At 43.6% G+C, this 24,268-nt stretch carries 24 protein-coding genes, 1 pseudogene and 1 riboswitch; of the genes and pseudogenes, 13 read left to right on the plus strand and 12 right to left on the minus strand.

The window, feature by feature from the left end:
- Window positions 1-827, plus strand: an 827-nt coding sequence (locus IT392_07355; protein MCC6544304.1) for an RHS domain-containing protein, incomplete at its 5' end; no start/stop codon positions are given.
- A 14-nt stretch (window positions 828-841) separates the two neighbouring features.
- On the plus strand, window positions 842-1,327 hold the full coding sequence (locus tag IT392_07360) for a hypothetical protein (GenBank protein ID MCC6544305.1): 486 nt from the start codon (window positions 842-844) through the stop codon (window positions 1,325-1,327).
- 119 nt (window positions 1,328-1,446) lie between these two features.
- Here IT392_07360 and IT392_07365 read toward each other — a convergent pair.
- Window positions 1,447-1,644, minus strand: a pseudogene (locus tag IT392_07365) (DUF4372 domain-containing protein).
- Between the two features lie 60 nt (window positions 1,645-1,704).
- Window positions 1,705-1,897, plus strand: a riboswitch (TPP riboswitch).
- An 82-nt stretch (window positions 1,898-1,979) separates the two neighbouring features.
- Here IT392_07365 and thiS point away from each other — a divergent pair.
- From thiS to pafA, 9 genes are all read left to right on the plus strand, one after another.
- A complete protein-coding gene (thiS, locus tag IT392_07370) occupies window positions 1,980-2,183 on the plus strand; it encodes a sulfur carrier protein ThiS (protein ID MCC6544306.1) in 204 nt (67 codons plus the stop codon).
- A complete protein-coding gene (locus IT392_07375) occupies window positions 2,180-2,953 on the plus strand; it encodes a thiazole synthase (protein MCC6544307.1) in 774 nt (257 codons plus the stop codon). The genes thiS and IT392_07375 overlap by 4 nt, the downstream gene beginning before the upstream one ends.
- On the plus strand, window positions 2,946-3,572 hold the full coding sequence (gene thiE / locus IT392_07380; protein MCC6544308.1) for a thiamine phosphate synthase: 627 nt from the start codon (window positions 2,946-2,948) through the stop codon (window positions 3,570-3,572). The genes IT392_07375 and thiE overlap by 8 nt, the downstream gene beginning before the upstream one ends.
- Window positions 3,573-3,717: 145 nt before the next feature.
- Window positions 3,718-5,400, plus strand: a complete 1,683-nt coding sequence (arc, locus tag IT392_07385; protein ID MCC6544309.1) for a proteasome ATPase — start codon at window positions 3,718-3,720, stop codon at window positions 5,398-5,400.
- Window positions 5,401-5,511: 111 nt separating this feature from the next.
- Window positions 5,512-6,996, plus strand: a complete 1,485-nt coding sequence (locus IT392_07390) for a proteasome accessory factor PafA2 (protein ID MCC6544310.1) — start codon at window positions 5,512-5,514, stop codon at window positions 6,994-6,996.
- Between the two features lie 12 nt (window positions 6,997-7,008).
- Entirely contained in the window at window positions 7,009-7,203 is a 195-nt protein-coding gene (locus IT392_07395) for a ubiquitin-like protein Pup (GenBank protein ID MCC6544311.1), read from the plus strand.
- The gene (prcB, locus tag IT392_07400) at window positions 7,200-8,006 is read left to right on the plus strand and encodes a proteasome subunit beta (GenBank protein ID MCC6544312.1); all 807 of its coding nucleotides are present in this window, start codon (window positions 7,200-7,202) and stop codon (window positions 8,004-8,006) included. Before IT392_07395 ends, prcB begins: the two co-directional genes overlap by 4 nt.
- A gap of 3 nt (window positions 8,007-8,009) precedes the next feature.
- Window positions 8,010-8,690 (plus strand): proteasome subunit alpha, encoded by a 681-nt coding sequence (gene prcA / locus IT392_07405; GenBank protein ID MCC6544313.1) that lies wholly within the window; start codon window positions 8,010-8,012, stop codon window positions 8,688-8,690.
- Between the two features lie 86 nt (window positions 8,691-8,776).
- Window positions 8,777-10,144, plus strand: coding sequence for a Pup--protein ligase (gene pafA, locus IT392_07410; GenBank protein MCC6544314.1), 1,368 nt, complete (start codon window positions 8,777-8,779; stop codon window positions 10,142-10,144).
- Window positions 10,145-10,198: 54 nt separating this feature from the next.
- On the opposite strand, the gene IT392_07415 is transcribed toward pafA, so the two are convergent.
- From IT392_07415 to prfB, 5 genes are all read right to left on the minus strand, one after another.
- Window positions 10,199-10,876 (minus strand): ABC transporter ATP-binding protein, encoded by a 678-nt coding sequence (locus tag IT392_07415; protein ID MCC6544315.1) that lies wholly within the window; start codon window positions 10,874-10,876, stop codon window positions 10,199-10,201.
- A 61-nt stretch (window positions 10,877-10,937) separates the two neighbouring features.
- Window positions 10,938-11,216 (minus strand): hypothetical protein, encoded by a 279-nt coding sequence (locus tag IT392_07420; protein MCC6544316.1) that lies wholly within the window; start codon window positions 11,214-11,216, stop codon window positions 10,938-10,940.
- Window positions 11,217-11,236: 20 nt separating this feature from the next.
- A complete protein-coding gene (locus IT392_07425; protein ID MCC6544317.1) occupies window positions 11,237-12,481 on the minus strand; it encodes a lipoprotein-releasing ABC transporter permease subunit in 1,245 nt (414 codons plus the stop codon).
- Window positions 12,482-12,485: 4 nt separating this feature from the next.
- Window positions 12,486-13,970 (minus strand): lysine--tRNA ligase, encoded by a 1,485-nt coding sequence (gene lysS / locus IT392_07430; GenBank protein ID MCC6544318.1) that lies wholly within the window; start codon window positions 13,968-13,970, stop codon window positions 12,486-12,488.
- Between the two features lie 48 nt (window positions 13,971-14,018).
- The gene (gene prfB / locus IT392_07435) at window positions 14,019-15,101 is read right to left on the minus strand and encodes a peptide chain release factor 2 (GenBank protein MCC6544319.1); all 1,083 of its coding nucleotides are present in this window, start codon (window positions 15,099-15,101) and stop codon (window positions 14,019-14,021) included.
- A gap of 345 nt (window positions 15,102-15,446) precedes the next feature.
- Here prfB and uvrC point away from each other — a divergent pair, with 345 nt between their 5' ends.
- Both uvrC and IT392_07445 read left to right on the plus strand, forming a co-directional pair.
- Window positions 15,447-17,261 carry an excinuclease ABC subunit UvrC gene (gene uvrC / locus IT392_07440; protein MCC6544320.1) on the plus strand — a complete coding sequence of 605 codons (1,815 nt, stop codon included), beginning with the start codon at window positions 15,447-15,449 and terminating at the stop codon, window positions 17,259-17,261.
- A 35-nt stretch (window positions 17,262-17,296) separates the two neighbouring features.
- Window positions 17,297-17,554: a glutaredoxin gene (locus IT392_07445; protein MCC6544321.1), complete on the plus strand. Its 258-nt coding sequence runs from the start codon at window positions 17,297-17,299 to the stop codon at window positions 17,552-17,554.
- Window positions 17,555-17,612: 58 nt separating this feature from the next.
- Here the strand turns inward: IT392_07445 and IT392_07450 are convergent, their stop codons facing one another.
- From IT392_07450 to IT392_07475, 6 genes are all read right to left on the minus strand, one after another.
- Window positions 17,613-17,993 (minus strand): transcriptional repressor, encoded by a 381-nt coding sequence (locus IT392_07450; protein ID MCC6544322.1) that lies wholly within the window; start codon window positions 17,991-17,993, stop codon window positions 17,613-17,615.
- Window positions 17,994-18,114: 121 nt separating this feature from the next.
- Entirely contained in the window at window positions 18,115-19,179 is a 1,065-nt protein-coding gene (locus IT392_07455; protein ID MCC6544323.1) for a 6-bladed beta-propeller, read from the minus strand.
- A 49-nt stretch (window positions 19,180-19,228) separates the two neighbouring features.
- Window positions 19,229-21,130, minus strand: coding sequence for a hypothetical protein (locus IT392_07460; protein MCC6544324.1), 1,902 nt, complete (start codon window positions 21,128-21,130; stop codon window positions 19,229-19,231).
- Window positions 21,131-21,218: 88 nt separating this feature from the next.
- Entirely contained in the window at window positions 21,219-22,202 is a 984-nt protein-coding gene (locus IT392_07465; protein MCC6544325.1) for a hypothetical protein, read from the minus strand.
- Window positions 22,186-23,079, minus strand: coding sequence for a 6-bladed beta-propeller (locus IT392_07470; GenBank protein MCC6544326.1), 894 nt, complete (start codon window positions 23,077-23,079; stop codon window positions 22,186-22,188). Before IT392_07470 ends, IT392_07465 begins: the two co-directional genes overlap by 17 nt.
- Before the next feature lie 217 nt (window positions 23,080-23,296).
- Window positions 23,297-24,097, minus strand: coding sequence for a hypothetical protein (locus IT392_07475; GenBank protein ID MCC6544327.1), 801 nt, complete (start codon window positions 24,095-24,097; stop codon window positions 23,297-23,299).
- Between the last annotated feature and the right edge of the window lie 171 nt (window positions 24,098-24,268).

The raw sequence follows: 24,268 nt of genomic DNA on the forward strand, positions 1-24,268 counted from the left end.
GCGGCAACATCAAGGTCGAATATATCTACCTCTCCGATCGGCCGTTGGTGAAGATCGACATCGGGAGCACCTCTGAAGAACCTTACTATTATCACACCGACCACCTGGGGACGCCGCTGTTTATGACGGACAGCACGGGGCAAAAGGTCTGGAGCGCGGAGTTGTTGCCTTTTGGAGAAGGGTATGATATCAACGAAGATGTGGACGGCGACCAGGTGAATATCGTGAACAACCTGAGATCCCCAGGACAGTATTATGACGCGGAGACGGGGTTGCATTATAATATGGCGAGGGATTATCATCCTCAAGTCGGAAGGTATACTCAGTCCGATCCGATTGGCTTGGCGGGAGGGATCAATACATTTGTGTATGCTGGAGGTAACCCTGTCTACTGGAAAGATCCCTCAGGACTATTATGGATTTATGAACAATCAACTGGAAACTTGTATCACCAACCGGATACGCGAGGGGGAGTACCACCGGAGTTGGTTGGAACAGGATATGCTGGACACAAGGAAGGATTAAATAATCCAAATTATCAAAACGTGCGGGGTACTGGGCCTAGCTCTAATGCAGGACCATTGCCGCAGGGAAATTACATAATTGGTCCACAGAAAGATAATGAAATAGAGCTTGGCAAGGTATTACCGGGTTCCATGAGAATGATACCTGATCCAAACAATAAAATGTTTGGTCGGTACGGATTTCTTATTCATGGCGGTAATATGAAAAACAAAACTTCGTCGCAGGGTTGCATCGTTATGTCTCCAAGTGTTCGGGACAAGATAGGGAGAAGTGGCGATACAAATTTGACGGTGATTCCATGAGGCATCATTCAGTTGTGTTTATGTGGTTAGCTGCTTTTGTTCTGTTATCGATTGTAATTTCAAATAACGTTCAGGGACAAACTAAAATAACAGAATCTGGGAGTACCTCTATCAGTGCGTCATCAAAGAAGGTAAAAGTGAATGTGACCATTAATACGGTTCGGATTGATGACGTTGAAAAACTCCCGTGGGTTTGGCCTATTGATCATAAAACTCTAACTGTTATTCGGAATCTGGACATTTCAATCAATGGCCGAGTTCTATTTGTCCCACGTTCAGTTTTTGTTGATTTGATAGATCCTGCGGAAGCCTCTATTCGATTTATAGAAGGAGATACAGCTGTTCTTACGATTAATGGAGGTGATGGCGCGAATTCTTACTTTGTACGTGTGTACTTCGACTCAAGAAAAGTTAAGAGAAAAATGCTCTATGATACGTTATTCCCTAAGGAACCAATGCAAGATACACAATACTGGATTCGTGTACTGAAAGACCAGTAAGATCAAATATTGCTCATGCAATAATTAATGGTGATGAGAATCTTGGTGAAAGGAGACCACTCACTGCTCCAACGACTGCAACTATTCCTAAGAGCGAACGATCATCTATGAAGCTTATAATGAGCAAAGTCGGCGTAGATTCTCCGGTCGCGAGTCTCGTTGGCATGGGCCAGGGTGTTTCGGGAGACCTTTCCCCTGATACCCATGTGATAGAGTTTGGTTTTTGCTACGCGCAGGCATGCCTCGATGTCCCTGAGGCTTTCTCGGTAAGTCAGTTGAGCAAAGGTCATGCAGAGGAACTGATCCCAGCAAGAAAACACTCCGCCAGGAGTTGACAACTGCACAATACCGCTGTTATCATATTTTATACTTTAATATATTTCTACTGGGGGAGCCTTGAGAAGGCTGAGAGTCTCTTATCCTGTACATGTGCAAACAAGCTAATGGTTAGTTGGTAATAGTTGTTGATCAATTAATCAATGGTTTGATTCTGTGGAATAGAGTAGACAGAGATGACCCTTTGAACCTGAGCTGGATAATGCCAGCGTAGGGAAGTAGAATGATGGAGCCGTACTTCCCTGCTCGTGAGGTACGGCTTTTCTGTTATTTGGGTTCAATGGAAATTATATGATGGTAAACAGGTAATATGAATATAAATGTAATGATTAATGGAAAGTCGGATAAAATCCACGAAGGGACATCGCTTCTTACATTGTTGGAGCAACTTGAAATTGATCCTGGTCGTGTAGCCGTTGAGCATAATATGGAGATTGTTAATAAAGGTGATTTTAACAACACTATCTTAAAAGATAACGACACATTGGAAATTATAACATTTGTTGGAGGGGGAATATGAATGACATCCTGAGAGTCGCTGGCATAGAGATTAAATCACGCTTGTGGGTGGGTACTGGTAAATATAAGGACTTCGAAGAGACGAAGGCGGCTATTGAGGCTTCCGGTGCTCATGTTGTGACTGTTGCTGTCAGGAGGGTCAATATTACTGACCGCTCAAAAGAGGGTCTCTTTGATTACATTGATCCTAAGAAATACATCATCCTTCCGAATACCGCCGGCTGTTATACAGCTAAGGATGCGATTAGGACTGCAGGCCTTGCGCGTGCTGCAGGTGTCTCTGACATGGTTAAACTTGAGGTCATCGGTGATGAGAAAACACTATTGCCTGACAATGAAGCATTGTTAGAGGCGGCAAAGGAACTTGTGAAAGAAGGTTTCATAGTTCTGCCATACACGAATGATGACCCTGTTATGGCAAAAAAGTTACAGGATGCCGGGTGTCATGCAATTATGCCCCTCGCAGCTCCTATAGGCTCAGGGTTGGGTATAAGGAATCCCTATAACATAAGAATAATCCTTGAGAGTGCCTCAGTGCCTGTGATAGTTGATGCAGGAGTGGGTACAGCCTCCGATGCGGCTATTGCAATGGAGCTCGGTTGTCATGCAATCCTTATGAATACTGCAATAGCATGTGCGAAGGATCCGGTGAAGATGGCGATTGCCATGAAAATGGCAGTTGATGCCGGAAGATTGGCGTATTTGGCAGGGAGGATTCCAAAAAAACTCTATGCCTCTGCAAGTAGTCCGGTTGAGGGTATGATTGAATAAGGTTGATTTCAGCCTGTATCTGGTTGCAGATGTTGAACAGATTAAGGAAGATTTGTTTTCGTCTGTAAAGATGGCGATAGATGGAGGGATAAAAGCAGTACAGTTGAGAGGCAAAAATCTCTCTGCAAGGGAGCTGCTTAAGATCGGGGAAAGGCTGAGACATTTGACAAATATAGAATCCGTAAAGCTGTTTATTAACGACAGGATAGATGTAGCGATGGCTATAGAGGCCGATGGTATTCACCTTGGACAAAATAGTATGCCGGTCAGGTTAGTTAAAGAGATCTCAGGAGACCGCTTCTTGATAGGAGTATCTACTCATGGTTTGAAAGAGGCAATGGATGCAGAGGAGGGTGGAGCTGACCTTATTACAGTTGGCCCGATTTTTGAAACAGAAAGTAAATTGAGATATGGTTCACCGATTGGATTAACAAAATTATCTGATGTTTGTGAGAAGATTAAGATCCCGGTTTTTGCAATCGGAGGCATCAATATGGAAAGGGTTGACAGCGTTATGAGGGAAGGTGCACATGGAGTAGCAGTCATTTCTGCAATTTTGAAGGCTGAATCTGTCCATGATGCAACTGTCAAAATGCTTGATGAACTGAGGTGCAGTTAATTTGACTGTTCACTATTAGGGTGATAGACTTGAATGACATAACTCATTGAAGAATAAGAATTATTTTGCATCCTGATGAAAGGAGAGAACAATGTCTGAGTCAAAGAAAAGCTATAGAGTATCCTCTTCAAAAAAATCCCCGGACATGCCTGCAGCTGCCAAAGTTGCTGAATACGAGCAGGAGATAGAAAACCTCTGTACTCATATAAGAAACCTTGAGGATGAGATTCAACGCTTAACGGAGTCAAGATACCGGCTGGACCAGGCCTTCAAGCATAATGAAAAACTTACATCTGCCCTGAAAGAGGCGAAAGAGCAGATACAGGTGCTCAGAGAAGAGGTGGAGAAGTTGACATCTCCTCCTGCAAGCTTTGGTGTCTTTTCCGAGCTGAATGAAGACAGTACTTTAACAGTATATGTTTCGGGCAGAAAGATGAAGGTTAATGCCCGTCCTGGAATTGATGTAAAGGTCATTCGCAAGGGGCAGGAGGTTGTTCTTAATGAGGCCCTGAATGTAATAGAAATACGTGGTTTCGATGGACAAGGTGAGGTAGTTCACCTGAAAGACAGGCTGGCAGAAGACAGGGCCGTTATTACACTTCATGGTGATGAGGAAAGGGTTTCAGAAATTGCCGGACATCTGCGGGAAGAAAAGTTAAGCGTAGGAGATGTCCTTCTGTTTGACAGCCGCTCCGGTCTGCTGCTGGAGAAGCTTCCAAAGTCTGAGGTCGAAGAGGTTTGTCTGGAGGAGGTACCTGATGTCGCTTATTCAGACATAGGTGGTTTAAAGAAACAGATCGAAATTATTATGGATGCAATAGAGCTCCCTCTGATACATCCTGAATTGTTTAAAGAGTACAGACTACTTCCACCAAAAGGGGTCCTCCTTTACGGGCCTCCCGGATGTGGAAAGACATTGATTGCAAAGGCTGTTGCAAACTCTATCGCAAGGAGAATGGAGTCTAAGGGAGGAAAGGATGTAAGGAGTTACTTCCTGCATGTCAAGGGGCCGGAGTTGTTGAATAAATATGTCGGTGAGAGTGAACGGCAGATCCGGGAAGTCTTCAATAAGGCGAAAGATAAGGCAGAAGAGGGCATGCCGGTGGTGGTCTTCTTTGACGAAATGGATGCCCTTTTCAGGACACGCGGAACAGGTATATCATCTGATGTTGAATCCACTATTGTCCCGCAGTTCCTGTCGGAGATAGATGGTGTTGAGAGTCTGAGAAATGTAATAGTTATTGGAGCAAGCAACAGGCAGGACCTTATTGACCCTGCGATATTGAGGCCGGGGAGGCTTGATATAAAAATCAGGATTGATCGTCCTGACAGGGATGCTTCGGTAGATATATTTAAAAAGTATCTTACCAGTGATCTTCCTATTCATAAATCTGAACTCGAAAAGGACAATGGAGATTCCAATAAGGTTGTTGAGAGGTTGATCAATATTACGGTTGACCGCATGTTCAGCCTTGATGAAGAAAATAAGTTTCTTGAAGTTACATATGCAAATGGGGAAAAAGAGGTCCTCTATTTTAAAGATTTTGCAAGCGGCGCTATGATAGAGGGTGTTGTTGCAAGAAGTAAGAAATATGCGATAAAGCGCCTGCTGACTGAAGGCGAAGGCGGCATAAAGGGGGAGGATATACTTACAGCTATACAGGATGAATTTAAAGAGAATGAGGATCTGCCGAATACGACTAATCCTGATGACTGGGCAAAGATTGCCGGCAGAAAGAATGAGCGGATTATTAATGTCAGGACTATCAGCGGAAAGACTAAAGAGACGAGACGGATTGAAACAGTGCAGACGGGACATTATTTATAATGATTAGGAAAATCTCCCCTTACCCCCCTTTTCTAAAGGGGGGGTGTTATTCCTCCCTTTTGTAAAGGGAGGTCAGGAGGGATTTACAAGCAGGATCCAGGAAATATTTATATGTCAACAAAATTACTGACAGGAACAGAAACAGAATTCGGTCTTACTTCAAGAAAACCGGAAAGTTTTGACCCGGTAACAGGCTCTCTGTTTCTTATTAATCATCTGAGGCCATTTTCATCTCTGAGGATCTTATGGGACTATGAGAATGAAGACCCGCTTGTAGATGCAAGGGGTTTTGTGGTGGATGGTGAGAAAGAGAAACCGTCGCAGGAAGATAACTTCAGTCTCAATAAGCCGCTTGAGAACGGGGGAAGGCTGTATGTTGATGGCGCTCACCCTGAATATTCAACACCGGAGTGTACCAATCCAAGAGACATCGTGGTCTATGAAAAGGCTGGTGAGTTGTTAGTCCAGATCTGTCTTGAGAACGCCAACAGGGTAAGAAAAGAAGATGACCCTCTTTATGTATACAAAAATAATACTGACGGCAAAGGGAACAGTTACGGTTATCACGAAAACTATTTAATGAAGCGGTCAACACCCTTTGAAAAGATTGTTCAGGGCCTTACTCCATTTCTTGTAACAAGGCAAATCTATGCAGGAGCCGGTAAGGTGGGAACAGATAACAGGTCTAATCCTGCGGAATATCAGATCTCCCAGAGGGCAGACTTCTTTGAGACGTTGATTGATCTCAATACTATGGCAAAACGTCCCATTATTAATACCCGTGATGAGCCGCATGCAGACTCAAAGTTGTTCCGCAGATTACATGTAATTGTTGGTGATGCCAACATGTCGGAGTATTCTACCTATCTTAAGGTTGGGCCTGCGGCACTTGTCCTGCAGATGATAGACAATAATCATGAGATTACCGGTTTAGACCTTGCAAATCCATTAGAGGCAATTAAGGCGATATCGCGGGATCTGACACTTAAGAAGACTGTTAAGCTGGCCAATGGGAAAGAATTTACTGCTGTTGAGATACAGAAGGCATATTTAGATGAAGCATACAAATATTTCGCTAAGATGGAACGGGATCCAATTGTTGACGAGATCCTTTCATATTGGTCTGACACACTGGAAAAACTGGGGAAAGACCCATTTGAACTTCATACCCATCTTGATTGGTTGATAAAATACGAGTTGTTGAATAATTATGCTCAAAAAAAGGGATTTGGCTGGGACAATCCGAGGCTTGCCATGATGGATCTTCAGTATCATGATATACGGCCGGATAAGGGACTTTATTACACACTTTTAAGAGACGGATATGTTACACCCCTGGCCTCAGAAGGCTCTATCCTTATAGCTAAGGATACACCGCCGCGGGATACACGTGCATTTTTCAGGGGAACATGTATAAAAAAGTTTCCAAAAGATGTTTATGCAGCCAGCTGGACATCGGTCCTGTTTGATATAGGCAACTCTACTATTAAGAGGGTGCCGTTGGTCAACCCGCTAAGGGGTTCTGAGGACCTTGTGGGTAAAATTGTAAGTGAGTCTGAAACAGCAGAGGAGCTATTGCGAAATCTTGCTGGATAAGGAGGAGGAATCATGAGTTCTCAGGACAGGGAGAGAAAAAAATCTAAAGAGAAGACAGAGAAGGTAGAAGAGGCCAAACCTGAAGTCGTAGAAAAAGGTAAGAAGATAAAAGAAGATATAGATGATCTGTTGGATAAGATAGATGACGTACTTGAGGAGAATGCCGAAGAATTTGTGAAAAACTATGTACAAAAGGGGGGAGAATGAAAGCATGGTCTTCCAGTTTCTATGACATGCTACTTACAGAGTATCCGAATTTACTTCCGCAGTTTAAGACAGAGAACCTTACGCGTAATGCAGAAGAAAGAGGTCACTTGACAAATATACCTCATGGAACTACTGTCCTTGCCCTGAAATATAAAGATGGTGTAATAATTGCCGGGGACAGGATGGCCACAGAGGGGTATCAGGTCTCTGCACGCCGTATTGAAAAGGTCTACAGATGTGATGATTATTCTGCCATAGCAATTTCCGGCGCTGCCGGAGTTTGCATTGAGATTGCAAGACTCCTTCAGGTAGAGCTTGAGCACTATGAGAAGATTGAGGGTGTAGAGCTTACGATTGAGGGAAAGGCAAATAAACTGTCACAGATGATAAAGGGAAACCTGCCGCTTGCCATGCAGGGTCTGGTAGTCATCCCGATATTTGCCGGCTATGACCTCAAGAAGGAAGAAGGACGCATCTATAAGTATGATATTACCGGCGGCAAGTATGAAGAGATAGACTATCATTCAACAGGTTCAGGCGGCAAGGATGCGAGGAATACACTTAAAAAATTATATTCACCTGATATGCCTGAGGATAAGGCTGTTCTGACGGCCTTAGAGGCATTATATGATGCGGCTGAGGAAGATATTGGCACGGGCGGTCCTGACATGGTAAGGGGAATATTCCCTATCGTTAAGGTTATAAATAAAGGCGGTATTACTGATATTGAGCAGGCTCAGATAGAAGCGTCGTACAGGCAGCTGATAAACAGCAGGCGTAAGGCGATAACAAAGGAGAAATAAAGCATGCCACTTCCTTATTACGTATCACCTGAACAGATGATGCAGGACAAGGCTGAATATGCCCAGAAGGGGATAGCCAAAGGGAGGTCTATAATATTATTAGATTATCAGGACGGTATATTCTTTTTTGCAGATAACCCCAGCGCTTCATTAAATAAGGTTTCTGAGATTTATGATCGCATTGCCTTTGCAGGTGCGGGGAAATACAGTGAATTTGAGAACCTGAGAAAGGCCGGTATCCGTCATGCGGATGTAAAGGGTTTTTCATACAGCCGTGATGATGTGACGGCAAAGTCCCTTGCCAATGCATATTCCCAGACACTCGGCACTATCTTCAGTCAGGAGATCAAACCTCTTGAGGTGGAGATACTTGTAGCTGAAGTTCATGACTCACCGGATGCCAATGAGATCTACAGGATAATGTATGATGGGAGCATTTGTGATGAAAAGGGCTATACTGTAATAGGAGGAAGGGCAGAAGCAGTCAAGATCTACTTAAAGGAAAAATTCAGTATGGGTCTATCACTTAAGGATGCATTAAAACTTTCTACAGATGCACTGGAGACAACTATAAATCAAAAGCTTGATTTGGAGAACCTTGAAGTAGCCGTCCTTGACAGGAGCAGGAACGGACGCAAATTCAGGAGAATCAGGATGGAGGAGTTGCAGGTGCTAATTGAATAGAATAAATAGGGACAGCGCCTATTTATTTTCAGGTACTGTCAGAGCTGAATAAACAGGCGCTGTCCCTATTTATTCAGAGGGCGATCATGCATAACAGAATTTACGGCCTTGAAAACGAATATGGACTGATCTATTCATCGAGAGATAAGAACACCATCCCTCTTGAGAGAATTTTGGGCTATCTGTTTGAGGGGATCATATCAAACAGCTGGTCTTCAAATGCATTTCTCACAAATGGCGCAAGATTTTATCAGGATACAGGATGTCATCCGGAATATGCCACCCCCGAATGTGGTAATGTTGTTGACCTTGTAATTTATGACAAGGCTGGTGAGAGGATAATTGAGACATCCCTCAAAATAGCCGAGAGCAGGATGCTGGAAGATGGAATTGCCGGTGATATTTTTATATATAAAAACAATACTGATTCAGCAGGCAATACCTACGGGTGTCACGAAAATTATCTTATTGCAAGACACGTAGACTTCTGGAGGTTTTCGGAACGCCTGATACCATTCTTTGTAACGCGTCAGATCTATACAGGTGCAGGAAAGGTGATGAAAGAGGCTGGCAGGACCTATTTCTCCATCTCACAAAGGGCTGCTCACATCAATCAGAAGATATCATGCTCCACGACCTCCTCAAGGAGTATTATAAATACCCGTGATGAACCTCATGCAGATGCCGAGCGCTATCGCCGGCTGCACGTAATTGTTGGCGATGCGAATATGTCTGAGTATACCACTTACCTTAAGGTTGGGACTACGGCCCTTCTGCTTGAGATGATTGAAGATGGAAATCCTGTGAGAGGGTTGGACCTTGATGACCCTGTACGTGCCATAAAGGATATTTCAAGGGATCTTACCCTGAAGAAGAGCGTAAGACTGGAGAACGGCAGGTCACTTACGGCAATTGAGATTCAGAAGACCTACTTTGAGCTGGTCCAAAATTATTTTGCACACAAGGAAAAAGATTTAATGGTGCAGGACATCCTGGAGAAATGGGAGTATGTACTGGATAAATTACAGGATAACCCGGCTGCGTTGTCAAGGGAGATAGACTGGGTTACAAAACATGAATTATTAAATGAGTACAGAAAGAAGAAGGGGTGTGATTGGGATGATCCCAGGATTTCCATGATGGACCTTCAGTATCATGATCTTAAAAGGGATAGGGGACTTTATTATCTCCTTGATAAGGAAGGTTTAGTCGAGAAGATTGTTGATGAGAAGGATATAGAACATGCCATAGATTATCCGCCTCAGAACACCCGGGCTAAGCTGAGAGGGGATTTTATAAGAATTGCAAATATGAAGAACCGCTCATACAGCGTTGACTGGACATATCTCAAACTGGACGGTTACGGTGAGGAGACAGTCCTATGCATGGACCCGTTTGCATCACATGACAGGCGCATAGAAAAGATGTTGTCTTACATTTTTTCCGGTAGATAAATAGGGACAGCGACTATTTATTTTCCAGTGAAAATAAATAGTCGCTGTCCCTATTTATCTACCGGCTATCTGCCCGTCCACCATTTTTATTATCCTGTCTGCCCGCGATGCGAGTTTTTCATTGTGGGTAACAACTACAAAGGTTGTTCCGTATGTCTGATTTATTTCTTTAAGGAGTGAATATACCTCTTCCCCTGTATGGGTATCCAGATTTCCTGTTGGCTCGTCAGCGAGGATTATGTCCGGGGATGTCATCAGGGCCCTGGCTATTGCCACTCGCTGCTGTTCACCACCTGAAAGCTCACCTGGCCTGTGCGTTAAACGGCTGCTCAATCCGACATCTGCAAGGGACTTCTCTGCTATGTCCCTGGCCTTTTTTCGATCCATCCTCAGGATCATTGCTGGTATCAGGGTGTTTTCAATTGCTGTAAACTCAGGCAGAAGATGGTGGAATTGAAAGACAAAGCCAATCTTACTGTTCCTAAGGGATGCAAGTTCATCATCAGATTGTGCGAAGATGTCAGTTCCTTCAAAAATTACTTCTCCTGAAGTGGGTCTGTCAAGTGCGCCAAGTATATTGAGGAGGGTACTCTTACCAACACCTGAAGCGCCCATTACGGCGATCATTTCCCCCCTGCATATTGTGAGGCTTATTCCGTTAAGAATATCAAGCTGCTGACCGTTTGTATAGAAACTTTTCGTAATGTTTCTGGCAACCAACAACTCATTCATAAATCGCAAACCATTCATGCTGAACCTGGCGTTGAACCTTGTGCCGAATTAGTTTCAGCATCTACTTTCCCTTTTCCCTTTTAATGATCCCATGTTCTTCCGCCTTCTTTACCACTGTTTTGACTTTCTCCTCGATAAACTCTTTCTTTTCTGTTAAGTCCTCTTCGAGTTTATCAGATTTTTTACCGACAACATCAGATTTTTTCTTTACTGTATGTCCAATCTCTTCGCTCTTCCTGCCGAACCAGCGTATCTTATCCCCTCCGTTCCACATGACGAAGGCAATGATCACACCCGCTATTATGGTGAGATAAATAAGGTATTTTATTATCTTAAACATATATACCTCCTTCTGCACTTCTATTCATATCTTAATGCCTCCACCGGATCCAGTTTGGCCGCCTGCCATGACGGATAAAGTGTTGCAAGCAGGCTTATTCCTATTGCTGAGAATCCGACCAGCATTATATCCTGTATGTTTATTCTGACCGGTATATGTGCAATATAATAGACATCAGCAGGCAGCGAGAAGAAGTGCTGGATCAGGACTGAGATTCCATAACCAAGCGGTGTCCCGATTATTGTCCCGGTGACGCCGATTACAACCCCCTGTATGATAAATATGCTCATTATACCACGCCTTCTTGCCCCCATGGTCTTGAGTATGGCTATCTCACGGGACTTCTCAATGACTATCATTGTCAGCGTCCCGATTATATTGAATGCCGCAACAAGGACTATCAGTGTCAGTATTATGAACATCACGATCTTTTCAAGCAGCAGGGCTGAAAAAAGGTTCCTGTTCATCTCCATCCAGTCACGTGCGTAATAGGAAGGTCCGAGAACAGCCTCAATATCACGTGCGATCTCTTTAGCCTTGAAAATATCATCCGTCTTGACTGAGACGGCACTGACTACGTCAGCGGTATTAAAAAACTTCTGGGCGTCAGGTATTGATACGTATGCAAGTTTAGAATCGTACTCATACATTCCAGAATCAAATATCCCGACTACGGCAAACCTCTTGAACCTGGGTATCATGCCCATCGGTCCGATATCTCCGGTGGGTGACACAACATTTATAGTATCGCCCATTGAAACTGCAAGATGTCTTGCAAGTTCAGCCCCAAGTATTATGCCTGGATACAATGTCCCGTCAATGGTAAGTCCGCTCTGAAGTGATCTGATATCCCCCATTTTAATGGTCCGGGCCAAATCAGTGACTGATCCCTCAAAAGACGGGTCTATTCCACGCACTACTGTTCCTGTTGTACCAAAAGGCGAGGTAAGCATTACTTCATTATGAATGAAAGGTGCGGCAGAAATTACATGCGGAACCTTGTCTATATTATCCACAATTTTTTTATATTCAGATATTCCCGACCGTGTAGCGCCCTGAACAATGATATGTGCATTCGTCCCAAGTATCTTATTGCGCAGGTCCTCTGAGAAACCTGTCATTACTGCAAGTGTTGCAATCAGTGCAGCAACACCGAGGCTTACACCTCCTATTGATATAAATGTATTTAGTGATATTGCCTTGTGTCTTTTCTTTGCTTTGAGATAACGGAGGGCGATAAAGAGCTCATAAGGGAGCTTTGTCATCTTCTTAACGGACCTCAGGTCTCATCTGTGGGAACAGGATAACATCCCTGATTGATGTCTGTCCTGTAAGGAGCATGACAAGGCGGTCTATCCCTATCCCCTCACCGCCGGTGGGAGGCATTCCATGTTCAAGTGCCCGGATGAAGTCATCGTCCATCACGTGTGCCTCCTCATCTCCGCCTGCGCGTTCTTTTTCCTGTGCGAGGAATCTGCCTCTCTGGTCTTCGGGATCAATAAGCTCTGAGAAGGCATTTGCTACCTCCATGCCTCCTATGAATAATTCAAAGCGTTCTGTCAGTTCAGGGGCGTCATCCTTTCTTCTCGCAAGAGGGGAGACTTCCGTAGGATAGTCTGTTATGAAAGTAGGTTTAATAAGTTGGTACTCCACTTTTTTCTCGAAAATCTCCAGGGTGATTTTGGCAAGCGACTCATCGCCCTTTAGCGGCACTCCTTCCGATTTTGCCCAATCAAGTGCAAGCGCCCTGTCTTCTAATGACTTCGCGCCGATGTTTGTATATTTTATAACTGCATCTTTAAGGCTTAACCTCTCCCATGGAGCTGCAAGGTCAATTTCTTCTGACCCAATGGTTATCCTTTGTCCACCCAGGGTCTTGTCTGCAACAAATGAAAATAACCTTTCTGTGAAATCCATAAGGTCATTGTATGTTGCATAAGCCATATAGAATTCAAGCATTGTAAATTCAGGATTGTGCTTGATTGATATCCCTTCATTTCTGAAGTTGCGGTTTATTTCGTAAACACGGTTAAATCCGCCTACGATTAATCTCTTCAGATAAAGTTCAGGTGCAATCCTGAGATACAGGTCTATACCAAGGGCATTATGATGTGTCTTAAATGGGCGAGCAGCTGCCCCTCCGGGGATAGACTGCATCATCGGTGTCTCCACCTCAAGGAATCCATGATTATCCAGAAACTCTTTAATAGCCTTGATAATCTTACTGCGCATGACAAATACGTTCTTGACCTCAGGATTTACTATCAGGTCAACATACCTCTGTCTGTATCGTATCTCTTTGTCAGTCAGGCCGTGCCACTTCTCAGGAAGCGGCCTCAGTGATTTTGAGAGAAGGGTAAGCTTTTCAACCTCTATGGTAAGCTCCCCGGTCTTTGTCCTGAATATCTTTCCCTCTACACCGACGAAATCTCCTATGTCAATCTTTTTAAACAGTGAATATGTATCTTCCCCTACAGCCTCTTTCTTTATATATATCTGTACCCTTCCTGCATGGTCCTGTATATGGGAGAATGCAGCCTTACCGAAACTACGCAGGGCAACGACCCTGCCTGCAATGCTGCAGTTATACTTCTTCTCCTCCAGTTCCTCTGAGGTAAGTTGGCCGTATTTATCTGAAATATCCTGAGATGAATCGCTGATCTTGAAGGTATTGCGGTATGGGTTGATCCCGATAGAGCGGAGTTCTTTGAGTGTTTTTATCCTCTGCAGAACGAGGTCATTTGTATCTTCCATTGTGGGCATTATACTGGTGTGGCTCTTATCAGTCAAGGGACGCTCACCTTAGGCCCTGACCTGTGAAGTAAGATATGCCTCAATAAACATGTCAATATCGCCATCAAGTACTGCGTTCACATTTCCTGTTTCTGTCTCTGTACGATGGTCTTTGACCATCTGGTAGGGCTGCATTACGTATGAGCGTATCTGGCTTCCCCATGCTATATCTTTTTTTTCAGAAGAAAAACCTTCCATTACTTTTTCCTTCTCAAGCCTTTTAACCTCATAAAGTTTGGCGCGTAATATTTTCAAGGCAGTTGCCTTGTTCTTGTGCTGTGAGCGTTCGTTCTGGCACTGGACAACAATGCCCGTTGGTATGTGTGTGATGCGTACAGCAGAGGAGGTCTTGTTAACATGCTGTCCGCCTGCACCGCTTGCCCTGTAAGTATCAATCCTCAGGTCATCATCTGATATCTCAACGGTGATGTCATCATCAATCTCCGGATAGACGAATACGGATGAAAAGGATGTATGACGTCTCTTGTTGGCATCAAAAGGGGATATGCGGACAAGTCTGTGTACACCTGACTCTGCCTTGAGATACCCATAGGCATAGTCGCCGATGACACTGAATGTTACATCTTTAATACCGGCCTCGTCGCCTGGCTGGTAATCAAGGATTTCAATCCTGTATCCGTGACGCTCCGCCCATCGTGTATAGAGTCTCATAAGCATCTGCGCCCAGTCCTGTGACTCAGTCCCGCCGGCCCCAGGGTGTATGGAGACTATCGCATTATTCAGGTCCATATCACCGGATAGCAGGGTTTCTATCTCGATTTGTTCCAATTTGAGCCGGAGTGCTTTAATCCCTTCTCTTATATCGCTGAAGAGAGTCTGCTCACCTTCTTCTTTTGACAGCTCAATAAGTACATCCAGGTCTTTCAATGCCTCTTCTGCGTATTTACACCCGGATACTTTTTTCTCAAGAACGGATTTTTCCTTGCTTATTCGCTGCGCCTCGCCGGGGTCATCCCAGAAACCTGGATTTTGCATGGATCTTTCCAGCTCTCTGACCCGAGTTTCAATGTTCCCTATGTCAAAGATACCCCCGAAGACTATTTGCCTTTTCTTTAAGGGCACTGATCTCACTGATAAATTCGTCTAACATTGCAAATATCTCCTCTCAGGACTGTCCCTATTTAGTGTCCGTGTATAACCTCACGTTTTCACAAAAAGTCGTCTTTCCCGCGAAGGCGGGAATCCAGTTTCTTCAATAGGTTCTGGATCCTCCGGTCAAGCCGGAGGATGACAAATACTGAGTTTATACACAGACCCTGTTTAAACTACTATTAGCCTGTATGCTATCAGTTTTTATCCGTAAAATCAAACAGGTAGAAAGTGTAATCCGGTATCTATTATTGACAGTGGATAAAATGATGGGATAAGGTATGTTATAAGAAGCAATGAATAATAAGAAGCAATGAGCGATGAGCAATGAGCAATGAGTTAAGTGAAAAAATTCGGATACTTCCTGATCTGCCCGGCACATATCTGATGAAAAATCAGAGGGGGACGGTTATATATATCGGTAAGGCCCTCTCGCTGAAAGACAGGGTACGCTCCTATTTCTCAAAAAGCACAATCTTAAGTGCGCGTATTGAATCCATGGTTCAGCATATTGCAGATATTGAGTGGATTGTTACCGGTTCTGATCTTGAGGCATTTATTCTGGAGAATAACCTGATAAAGAGGCATAGGCCGCGGTATAACATAATTTTAAGGGATGACAAGAACTATCCTTTCCTCAGGCTTGATGTGGAAGATAATTTTCCGAGGATAACAGTTGTTCGGCGAATCAAAAAAGACGGTGCCCTGTATTTTGGTCCTTATGTCCCTGCCGGTGCTATGCGTGAGACACTCAGGATAATCAAGAGGATTTTTCCACTTGCAACATGTAAGACAGACCTGAATAAGAAGTATGACAGACCATGTATAGAATATGAGATAGGGCGGTGCATAGGTCCTTGTGTTGGGGCTGCGGCAGTTAACGACTATAAGAAAGTGGTGAAAGATGTAAGACTATTCCTCGAAGGGAAGGATAAGGAGCTTATCAGGGAGATGAGGCGTCGAATGAAAATGGAGTCGGAGACGTTGAATTTTGAAGAGGCGGCAAAGATCAGGGACAGGATATTTAATATTGAAAAGGTGATGGAACGGCAGCGCATCGTATCTGCAGAGATGAAAGACATTGATGTTATTGGCATGGCCAGAGACAGGGAGGGTGTTGACTTGCAGATTTTGTTCTTTCGCGGCGGGATGCTTGTTGGAAGAAAAGACATTTTTTCTGAAAAGACTGATCTGGTTTCTGATAATGAGATATTGACATCTTTTATTGAGCAGTATTACAGCAGTGATGTTCTTATACCGCATAGTATACTTCTTCCCATAGCGCTTCCTGATACAGAACTGATAGAGAAATGGCTCTCTGGTCTAAGAAACAGCAAGATAGAAATTATAATGCCGAGGCGCGGGAAAAGACTTGGGATGCTGCAGCTGGCAATGGAAAATGCCCGTGAAGCGATTAACGGGCATAAAAAAAAGGCATGGGTAAAGGATCAGGAATCCAGTGAACTTAAGGAACTGCTTGGACTGGCAATCATCCCTGACAGGATTGAGGCTTTTGATATCTCAAATATCTTTGGCGCTGAGGCAGTCGGTTCCCTGGTCGTATGGCAGGATGGCCGATTACGCAGAGAAGAGTATCGTCACTATAAAATAAAAACAGTGTCAGGGGCAGATGATTTTGCGATGATAGGTGAGGTCGTGGAGAGGAGATACTCGTTATTAAAAACCGGAAAGGGAGAACGTCCGGACCTGATTATTATAGATGGCGGTAAGGGGCAGTTAAATTCTGCTATTTCGGTTCTGAATAGACTTGCTATAGATGATATTGCTATAATAGGCATTGCAAAGGCAAAAGAGGATAAGGTTGACCGGGTATTTTTACCTGAGGCTTCTGAGGCAATTGAACTAAATGCTAAATCTGGGGCGGCCCACCTATTGCAGCGTATTAGAGATGAGGCCCACAGATTTGCTGTCTCGTATCACAGAAAACTGCGAAGTAAAGAGGCCATGCTGTCCGAGCTTGATAATGTAAGGGGGATAGGAAGGGCGCGTAAACTTGCACTCTTAAAATACTTTGGCAGGATTGACTCGCTTAGAAATGCCAGCATTGAGGATCTAATGAAGGCACCGAAGATGACAAAAGGTGCAGCGGAGATATTATTTCAGGAGCTTAGAAACAGATAAAACTCAATTAACCAGGGACAAAGGGGGGGAAATTCATGAAACAATTAGTTCTTTACACTATCCAGGGTTGTCCATACTGTGCAGCGGCAAGGAATCTACTGAGTGCCAACAGTATTGACCATGAAGAGGTTGATATAACACCAGATTCATCAAACTGGAGGGATAAACTCCAGAAGATGTCTGGCGGAGAAAGGAGTGTCCCCCAGGTTTACATCAATGGTAAATATATGGGGCAGGATGATGAGCTGAAAGATTTGATTGAAAGTAAGAAGATATATGAAATGATTCAGTGAGAAGCCTTTTACCATGTCCTTGGGATTGTAGAGTTAGACGCGGGGTTTTCAGAGGACTTTACTTTTTGCACTCGGCGCACAATCCGTATATCTCAAGCTTGTGAGAATATATCGTAAACCCATGAAGGTTGGCGACCTGTTCCTGATGCTGCTCGATGTCGCAGTCTTCAAATTCGATGATTTTGCCGCATTTTGTGCAAATAAGATGATCGTGGTGTTTGTATTCCTGAACTATTTCGAACCTGGTGCGGCCTTCTCCAAACTCCCGCTGTTGTGCAATACCAAACTGACATAAGAGCGTGAGTGTGCGGTAGACAGTGGCAAGCCCTATTGATGCATCCCGCTTGACGACTTTCTGATATAACTCCTCAGCACTGATATGTCCTCCCGTCTTGATGAATGTCTCAAGAATCAACTCCCGTTGGCGGGTCTGTTTCATCTTGTGACGGGTAATGTGTTCCCGTAGGATTTCCTTTTCTTTCACTTGATAACAACCCCATCTCCACCCTTTCGATAAGCATAGGGCAGCCTTGAGCCTCCCCTTTTAGAGGGAGGATTATCTACTGCAAATATCTGAAAACCTGTACCCTGTCATTATAGGTGTCTGCCACAAATATATAATTGTCTTTATCCACAAACAAGCCGTTTGGCAACCATAATCCCTCCTTGCCTCCGCCATGAGATGCGAAGTTAAGGAGCAATTCACCTGACCTGTTGAATATTTGTATCGTATCATAGAGATTATCTACTACATAAATATTCCCATCGCTGTCAGTGCCTAATCCCTTAGGCTTCGAAAATGTCCCCAGTGTATCTCCCATCTTTCCCACTGAAGTTATGAACTTTCCCTCGGGATTAAAGATCTGAACACGGAAATTCAATGCATCAGTCACATAGATGTCACCTTTTCGATCAACGGCGAGGTGTGTCGGGAAGTTAAACTCGCCATCTTCCTTCCCCCGGTTCCCAAAAGAAGACCATCTTTTTTCGTTATCTGTAGATGAGTAAGGGGGATTGACATCGTATACCCAAACCTTATGATTTATGGTGTCAGATATATACAATTTGCCTCTTGATTTATCCAGAGCAAGCCCCGTAGGTCTTCCAAATTCACTATTAGCTCCGATTGTGAAGATATGATTTCCTGTATTATCAAATACGAAAACCTTTTTTAAAATTGAATCAGATACATATAGTCTGTCGTTAGCGTCGAGTACAACGCTCAATGGTGATAATAATCTTGATGGCTGAGGTTCGTTGTTAAGTTTGAATATCTGGCGATATTTTTTGTTCTTGTAATCAAAGACATGGACTGTTTGGAGACCTGTGTCTGTAACATATACCGAGCCTTTACCGTCCGAGAGTACACCAAATGGTCTTTGAATCCTCGGTTCAGGTTCCTTGCCTACAACGAACTCAACTATTCTCTTAAATATAGACTTTTTAACACCTACATTTCTTGGTGTCTCAATAGTCATTACATACGATATCTTTGGTTCATCCGGAGGTAATGGCCATGCAGCCCTGTCTTTCTTTGACTGTTCAGGGAATGTAAAGCCGAGAATAAAGATGGCTATCAGAGAGACAGCAGAGATTAAAATTATGTTATTTTTACTCTTGTTCATTTTATCACCCTTCAGGCAGATTTCTATTTCAATCACGATGAAGTATAGGTTAGAACGGTCTGCTTGCCCGTACAAAATATGTCTGTATATTATATACAGATTCAGGATATTTTGTATAGTCCTCACGGACTTCAAAGTTTAAGGTAACCTTGCCGATCTGGTAGTTAAACCGGGCCGTCATGATCAGCCTGTCTCTGTTCGTGAATGTAAAGTCCTCTCGCTCACCCCTGAGCGTTAGATTCATCCCGAGGCGCCATGTTATATTCTGGAAATGGTTTCCTTCGATGATGTAGAGTTGTGAGTCCTGAGTATTTGATGAACCAGGATAATTGGAAAGTTTATATTCACCTGCAAACCTCGTCCCGAATCTGTAGAAATATTCCGCCCTCGTGTCAAATATGAATGTATCTCCATAGTCCAGGACATCAGAATAGCTTGATGATGCTCTGAAGTGAAACTGATTCTTATAATTGGTCTGCGCCTCGACCCGCACAGACTGTTCCTGCCTGTCATCAGATTCTACAATTGTGTTAGACCTGATCAGGATGGTATATGAAGCAATTATCTGAACAGCCTGAAGTGTGCGGCTTTGAACGCCGACAGAAGCTGCTTGAGTAAAAATATTGCCATCTGAATTTTTTTCGTCTGAGAAGACGGTACTATAATCAGCAGAATAATTTGTATTTAGAGTGACGACATCGAGCAGTTTAAAGTAGTTGATTCCTACTATGTTTCCGATACGATCAATGCTCTTGTCGTCTATGCCTGAGACATTGAAATGATGTAGCACGATATTGTCCGAAATGGACAAACCATAAAACGGACGGTGGCTGACTCCTCCTGCAAGACGATAGTCTTTTGTTTCTGTCTGCTGGCCGCTGGTTGAGGAATATACCGCGTCACCTCTGTAATCTGTCTTGCCAAGGGGCCTGTAGCTCACGTTATATAAGAGAGAATCCCTTTGGATATCACCACCTGAAGTCTTACGAAATGAATAATTACCGCTTTGTGTGAATCTATCCGCCTGGTTAAGTAGACCTATGTCTCCTGTTGTCTCGGCAGTAGTAGTAATACCAGGGGTATAGTAACTTCCTGTTGGGAAATATGTAACATTTCCGCTTAGAAAAAGGAAAGGAGAGATCCTGTTCTCTCCACGCAGACTGTAGCTGTTTACCTTGCTGTGTGTTTCGTTTTTGCATCGTATTTTGTTTTCTTCTATCGGGCCGATCTGTGTCTTGTCAGTGCAGTTGATATTGTTTTTTTCATCATTTTCAATTTGTTGTGCGGTTTTAATCTGTGTAGTCATCGTGAAATAATCTGTATACTGAAAGTTGGCAGCAAGAAATCCTGACCTCAATGGTTGAGTAAGTCCAAAATTGGCTATCCTTACGCGAGTATCCCTGGGTTCAATATTATCTTCATAATTTGTACTGATTTGCATAAGTGTCAATCTCAGGGCTGTTTGACTCCTGAGGATACCAGACCAGCCAATATTGTATGTATCAGAGATCAAATCAGGTGCGTTTTCAATGCCTATCAAATTTCTCTGTGCGAAAACGTTTATAGGAAAACGAACCGGCATAATATTCAACTGAAGACTGTATGTAACTATGTCCCGGCTTACTTTTGTAGATTCTCCTTCTGCCGGATTATTTCTGTAAACAGAATTTGCAATACCGATGCTGGCTGAATAGGAAGCGAGCCTTGGATCAACTATAATCCCAGTGCTGCTTATTGCATAAGTCTGGAGGAAATCAGAAGTCTTGCTCGTTGACTTCTGATCAGCAGCGTCACTTACTGTGATGTTAGTATGATAATCAAGAGCTACAAGACCGCTGAGATTTAATGACTGAGACGACAGGACGTCATTAGGAATAAGAAATAATATAATTCCTGCTGCAATGACAATAAATATACTTTTCCACAATCCTGTAATAGGAGACCCAATCACCCCTCTCCCTTCAAACCCAAAAGGGTAAGGGAGACAATTTCCCTTACCCTGATTCACAAATTGCTATAACCTGGAGTTCCTCATCCCGCTATTTCTGATGGCAGCTAAGACAGACTAAACTACCTTTATTCCTGTCCGTTTCTGCTGTAGCAAGCCCTAGTCCGGAATCCGTTTTTTCCTGAGGTGTAGCTGTCGGATATCTCAGGAAGCGTGTAGCTGTACCCTCATGAGGGTTGTGACATGAGGCACATTCGATATACCATCCACTTGCGTCACCTGTCGGATCCGATTTATAAGCCCTTATAGTATCCCGGATATCAGTAGGAACTTCTCTTGTTCCTCCACGTGAGATTTTCAGAATGCCTGGATTATTAGTAGGGGCAGAAGAGTTGGTGCATGCTTCTTCAAACTGCGGGTCATGCGCTGTTGTTCCATTGCAGATCCTCATACTGACAGGGTGATCATTGGAAAGATCTGTTCCCAACATTGGAAAAGGTCCTGCAGGAGCAGCAAATGCACCATCTACCACTTTCCCATCAGTCACATATGTCCCTGTAGCAGTCCAGCCAGCTCTGACATTACCGACACCACCGATATCGTTTCCAGCAATATATCCCCCTGAACCAGAGAGATTGACCAGTGAGTCAAATGCTACGGTCCCATCATGACATGACAAACAGGCTACAGATACACCCCGTGGTTGTCCTGCATTATTCGCACCGTCATCAAAATTCGGGCTATCATAAATAACGTATGTTGCTTTAGATAGGGCTCTGTTCCACAAAGGGGCTGAACCACCTGCCACGTCTGTCCTTCCGCCATGAGGCGTATGGCAGAACACGCATACTTCCGTTGTCTCTGAAAACTTCAGGTTGTTGTCTATGGTTCGTGAAACCGATAAGTTATGCTTGGTTTGACGCACATTCTCCGTAGCCCAGCTGCTGCCTATAAAAGCGACGGCGGCCAGAGTAAAAATGCCAGCTCCAATTGCAAGCTTTGATTTTGAATACTTCATTTTCTTTTCACCTCCTTTCTGATTATGAATATTTTCTGACTTAATTGTTGTTTTCATCTTCACCTCCTGTTTTGGGGTCTGGGTTTGTAGTTGTGCCACTTCCCAAAAACTTGTATACGTTTATACGTCTGTTATATTGGTCAGCTACATATATGTTATCTTCATCATCAATATCCATGCCGGCAGGCAGCCAAAAGAGCCCGGGACTCGTGCCCATTTCTCCAAAAGGTAAAAGCAGCCGTCCATCACGATCAAATATCTGTACATTATTAAATGCAGCATCTACTACATAGATATCGCCATCGCTGTCAATGGCTATCCCCTTTGGTTTTGAAAACATACCTAAGCCGGTTCCTACTCCCCCGAACTTCTTGAGAAATTTCCCATCGGCATCAAAGATCTGAACACGAAAGTTAAAACTATCCATTACATATACCGTACCATCTTTACCAATATCAATATTTGTAGGAAAATTAAACTCCCCATCCATAGTTCCCCGCTGACCTATTGTTTTTATTATGTTGCCATCCATATCGAGCACCTGTACATGGTGGTTCCTTGTATCTACTACAAAAATTCGACCTGCCTCTTCATTTAAGGCGATTCCAACAGGCTGTTCAAATGTCCCCTGTTTACCCAGAGCCTTTATAAAATTCCCATCCCTGTCGTAAACGATTACCCTGTTCTGGGCGCTGTCTGTGACATATACATTGTTCATAGAATCTGTAGTAATCCCGAGTGGTTTGCTAAGTATGCCTGAGCCACTCGTGCCGATAACTGAAAACTTATGATTCTTCTTGTCGAAAACAAGCACCTTGCCCCATGCGCTGTCTGCTACCAGGATTCTGCCTTCTCTGTCAGCATGTACTGCGTATGGCTTTGTTAAAGAAGATGCCACATCCTGCCCAATAACTACTTCTTTCAACTTATTCAAAAACGTCTCTTCCTTAACATCATCAGAGGACGAAATACTGTATAAATACTTAATCCTTGGTGGATCCGGGGGCAGCGGCCAAATAAGATCCCCTTCCTTCTGTTTGCCTGCGCAACCGGTGATGGTCGCAGTTACTATTACTGTCCATATAAAATAACGTATCCTTATTTCTTCGCCCTCCCTTTTTATCCCCTCCGGTAAAAGGAGAGGGTTATCATCACTTCTGATGACATGTCAAACACAAAGAACTTGACTTGTTGGAAGCCCGTAAAAACGGGTCCCTTCCTTCTGCATTTCTTTCATCCGGGTCATGTGGGTTATGGCATGATGCACACTGAATTTTATCGCCGGCAAATGTCTTCACTCCATTAGGGAATTCCCTCCCGCCGTCTTTGGTTATTAAAGCTGGTTGGTTAAACCCCGGGTCAATATTATAGGAAGGGAGATTAATAGAAATCGGGTGGTCATTTGTCAGGTCAGTCTGCAGATATTTCAGTGTTGCATCATGTGCTCCTGACATACCGCCATAAGCGCCCGAGTTCTGGCTGTGGCACTTTCCACACGCATTTCCACCAGCTTCTGCACTACCTGGTTTCATTTGATAGTGGACTCCCGTGTCTGTAATTTCCCGGCTTCTTGGCTGATTTACAACTGCGTCAACAGCTACGGTCCCGTCATGACATGACAGACATGCGAGAGATATCCCGTCAGGACCATTATTCTGGGAATCAAAATTTGGACTTGTGTATAGCTTATAGCTTGAATGAGATGGCAACTGGCGGTTCCATAAAGGGGCAACGGGATCAGCATTGTGCGGTGTATGACAGTATATGCATATTTCGCCGAAGTCAATGTATGCTGTCCCCTGCATGGGACCGACGTTACTCCCGAATGCCCTTTGATTTAAATAACCCAGGTCATGCTTGGAACCTATCATTGAGTTACCTGTTGCCGATATTGTTATAAGCAAAATAATTCCTATTAAAACGACCGGTACTAATAAATAGTTTTTTTTCATTATGTAAATATCCCCTCCCATTGTTAATACCGGGATAAATACGGCCCTTTTATTAAAAAGGGGGATAAATCTACATTACTAAATTAGCAACAAGCATGCCATTGTAACTATTGGAAAAATAAACTAAAAAATGTTTATTCTTAAAAGCAGTCTCATTTTCCTGTCATACCA

Source organism: Nitrospirota bacterium (assembly GCA_020846775.1).
Taxonomy (GTDB): Bacteria; Nitrospirota; 9FT-COMBO-42-15; order HDB-SIOI813; family HDB-SIOI813; genus RBG-16-43-11.

What these genes read in the sequence shown, in the direction of transcription:
- IT392_07375 (MCC6544307.1), top strand. Translation starts at nt 2,180, where the DNA reads ATGAATGACATCCTGAGAGTCGCTGGCATAGAGATTAAATCACGCTTG.
- arc (MCC6544309.1), top strand. Translation starts at nt 3,718, where the DNA reads ATGCCTGCAGCTGCCAAAGTTGCTGAATACGAGCAGGAGATAGAAAAC.
- IT392_07390 (MCC6544310.1), top strand. Translation starts at nt 5,512, where the DNA reads ATGTCAACAAAATTACTGACAGGAACAGAAACAGAATTCGGTCTTACT.
- IT392_07395 (MCC6544311.1), top strand. Translation starts at nt 7,009, where the DNA reads ATGAGTTCTCAGGACAGGGAGAGAAAAAAATCTAAAGAGAAGACAGAG.
- prcB (MCC6544312.1), top strand. Translation starts at nt 7,200, where the DNA reads ATGAAAGCATGGTCTTCCAGTTTCTATGACATGCTACTTACAGAGTAT.
- prcA (MCC6544313.1), top strand. Translation starts at nt 8,010, where the DNA reads ATGCCACTTCCTTATTACGTATCACCTGAACAGATGATGCAGGACAAG.
- pafA (MCC6544314.1), top strand. Translation starts at nt 8,777, where the DNA reads ATGCATAACAGAATTTACGGCCTTGAAAACGAATATGGACTGATCTAT.
- IT392_07415 (MCC6544315.1), bottom strand. Translation starts at nt 10,876, where the DNA reads ATGAATGAGTTGTTGGTTGCCAGAAACATTACGAAAAGTTTCTATACA.
- IT392_07420 (MCC6544316.1), bottom strand. Translation starts at nt 11,216, where the DNA reads ATGTTTAAGATAATAAAATACCTTATTTATCTCACCATAATAGCGGGT.
- IT392_07425 (MCC6544317.1), bottom strand. Translation starts at nt 12,481, where the DNA reads ATGACAAAGCTCCCTTATGAGCTCTTTATCGCCCTCCGTTATCTCAAA.
- lysS (MCC6544318.1), bottom strand. Translation starts at nt 13,970, where the DNA reads ATGGAAGATACAAATGACCTCGTTCTGCAGAGGATAAAAACACTCAAA.
- uvrC (MCC6544320.1), top strand. Translation starts at nt 15,447, where the DNA reads ATGAGCAATGAGTTAAGTGAAAAAATTCGGATACTTCCTGATCTGCCC.
- IT392_07445 (MCC6544321.1), top strand. Translation starts at nt 17,297, where the DNA reads ATGAAACAATTAGTTCTTTACACTATCCAGGGTTGTCCATACTGTGCA.
- IT392_07450 (MCC6544322.1), bottom strand. Translation starts at nt 17,993, where the DNA reads ATGAAACAGACCCGCCAACGGGAGTTGATTCTTGAGACATTCATCAAG.
- IT392_07455 (MCC6544323.1), bottom strand. Translation starts at nt 19,179, where the DNA reads ATGAACAAGAGTAAAAATAACATAATTTTAATCTCTGCTGTCTCTCTG.
- IT392_07465 (MCC6544325.1), bottom strand. Translation starts at nt 22,202, where the DNA reads ATGAAAACAACAATTAAGTCAGAAAATATTCATAATCAGAAAGGAGGT.
- IT392_07475 (MCC6544327.1), bottom strand. Translation starts at nt 24,097, where the DNA reads ATGAAAAAAAACTATTTATTAGTACCGGTCGTTTTAATAGGAATTATT.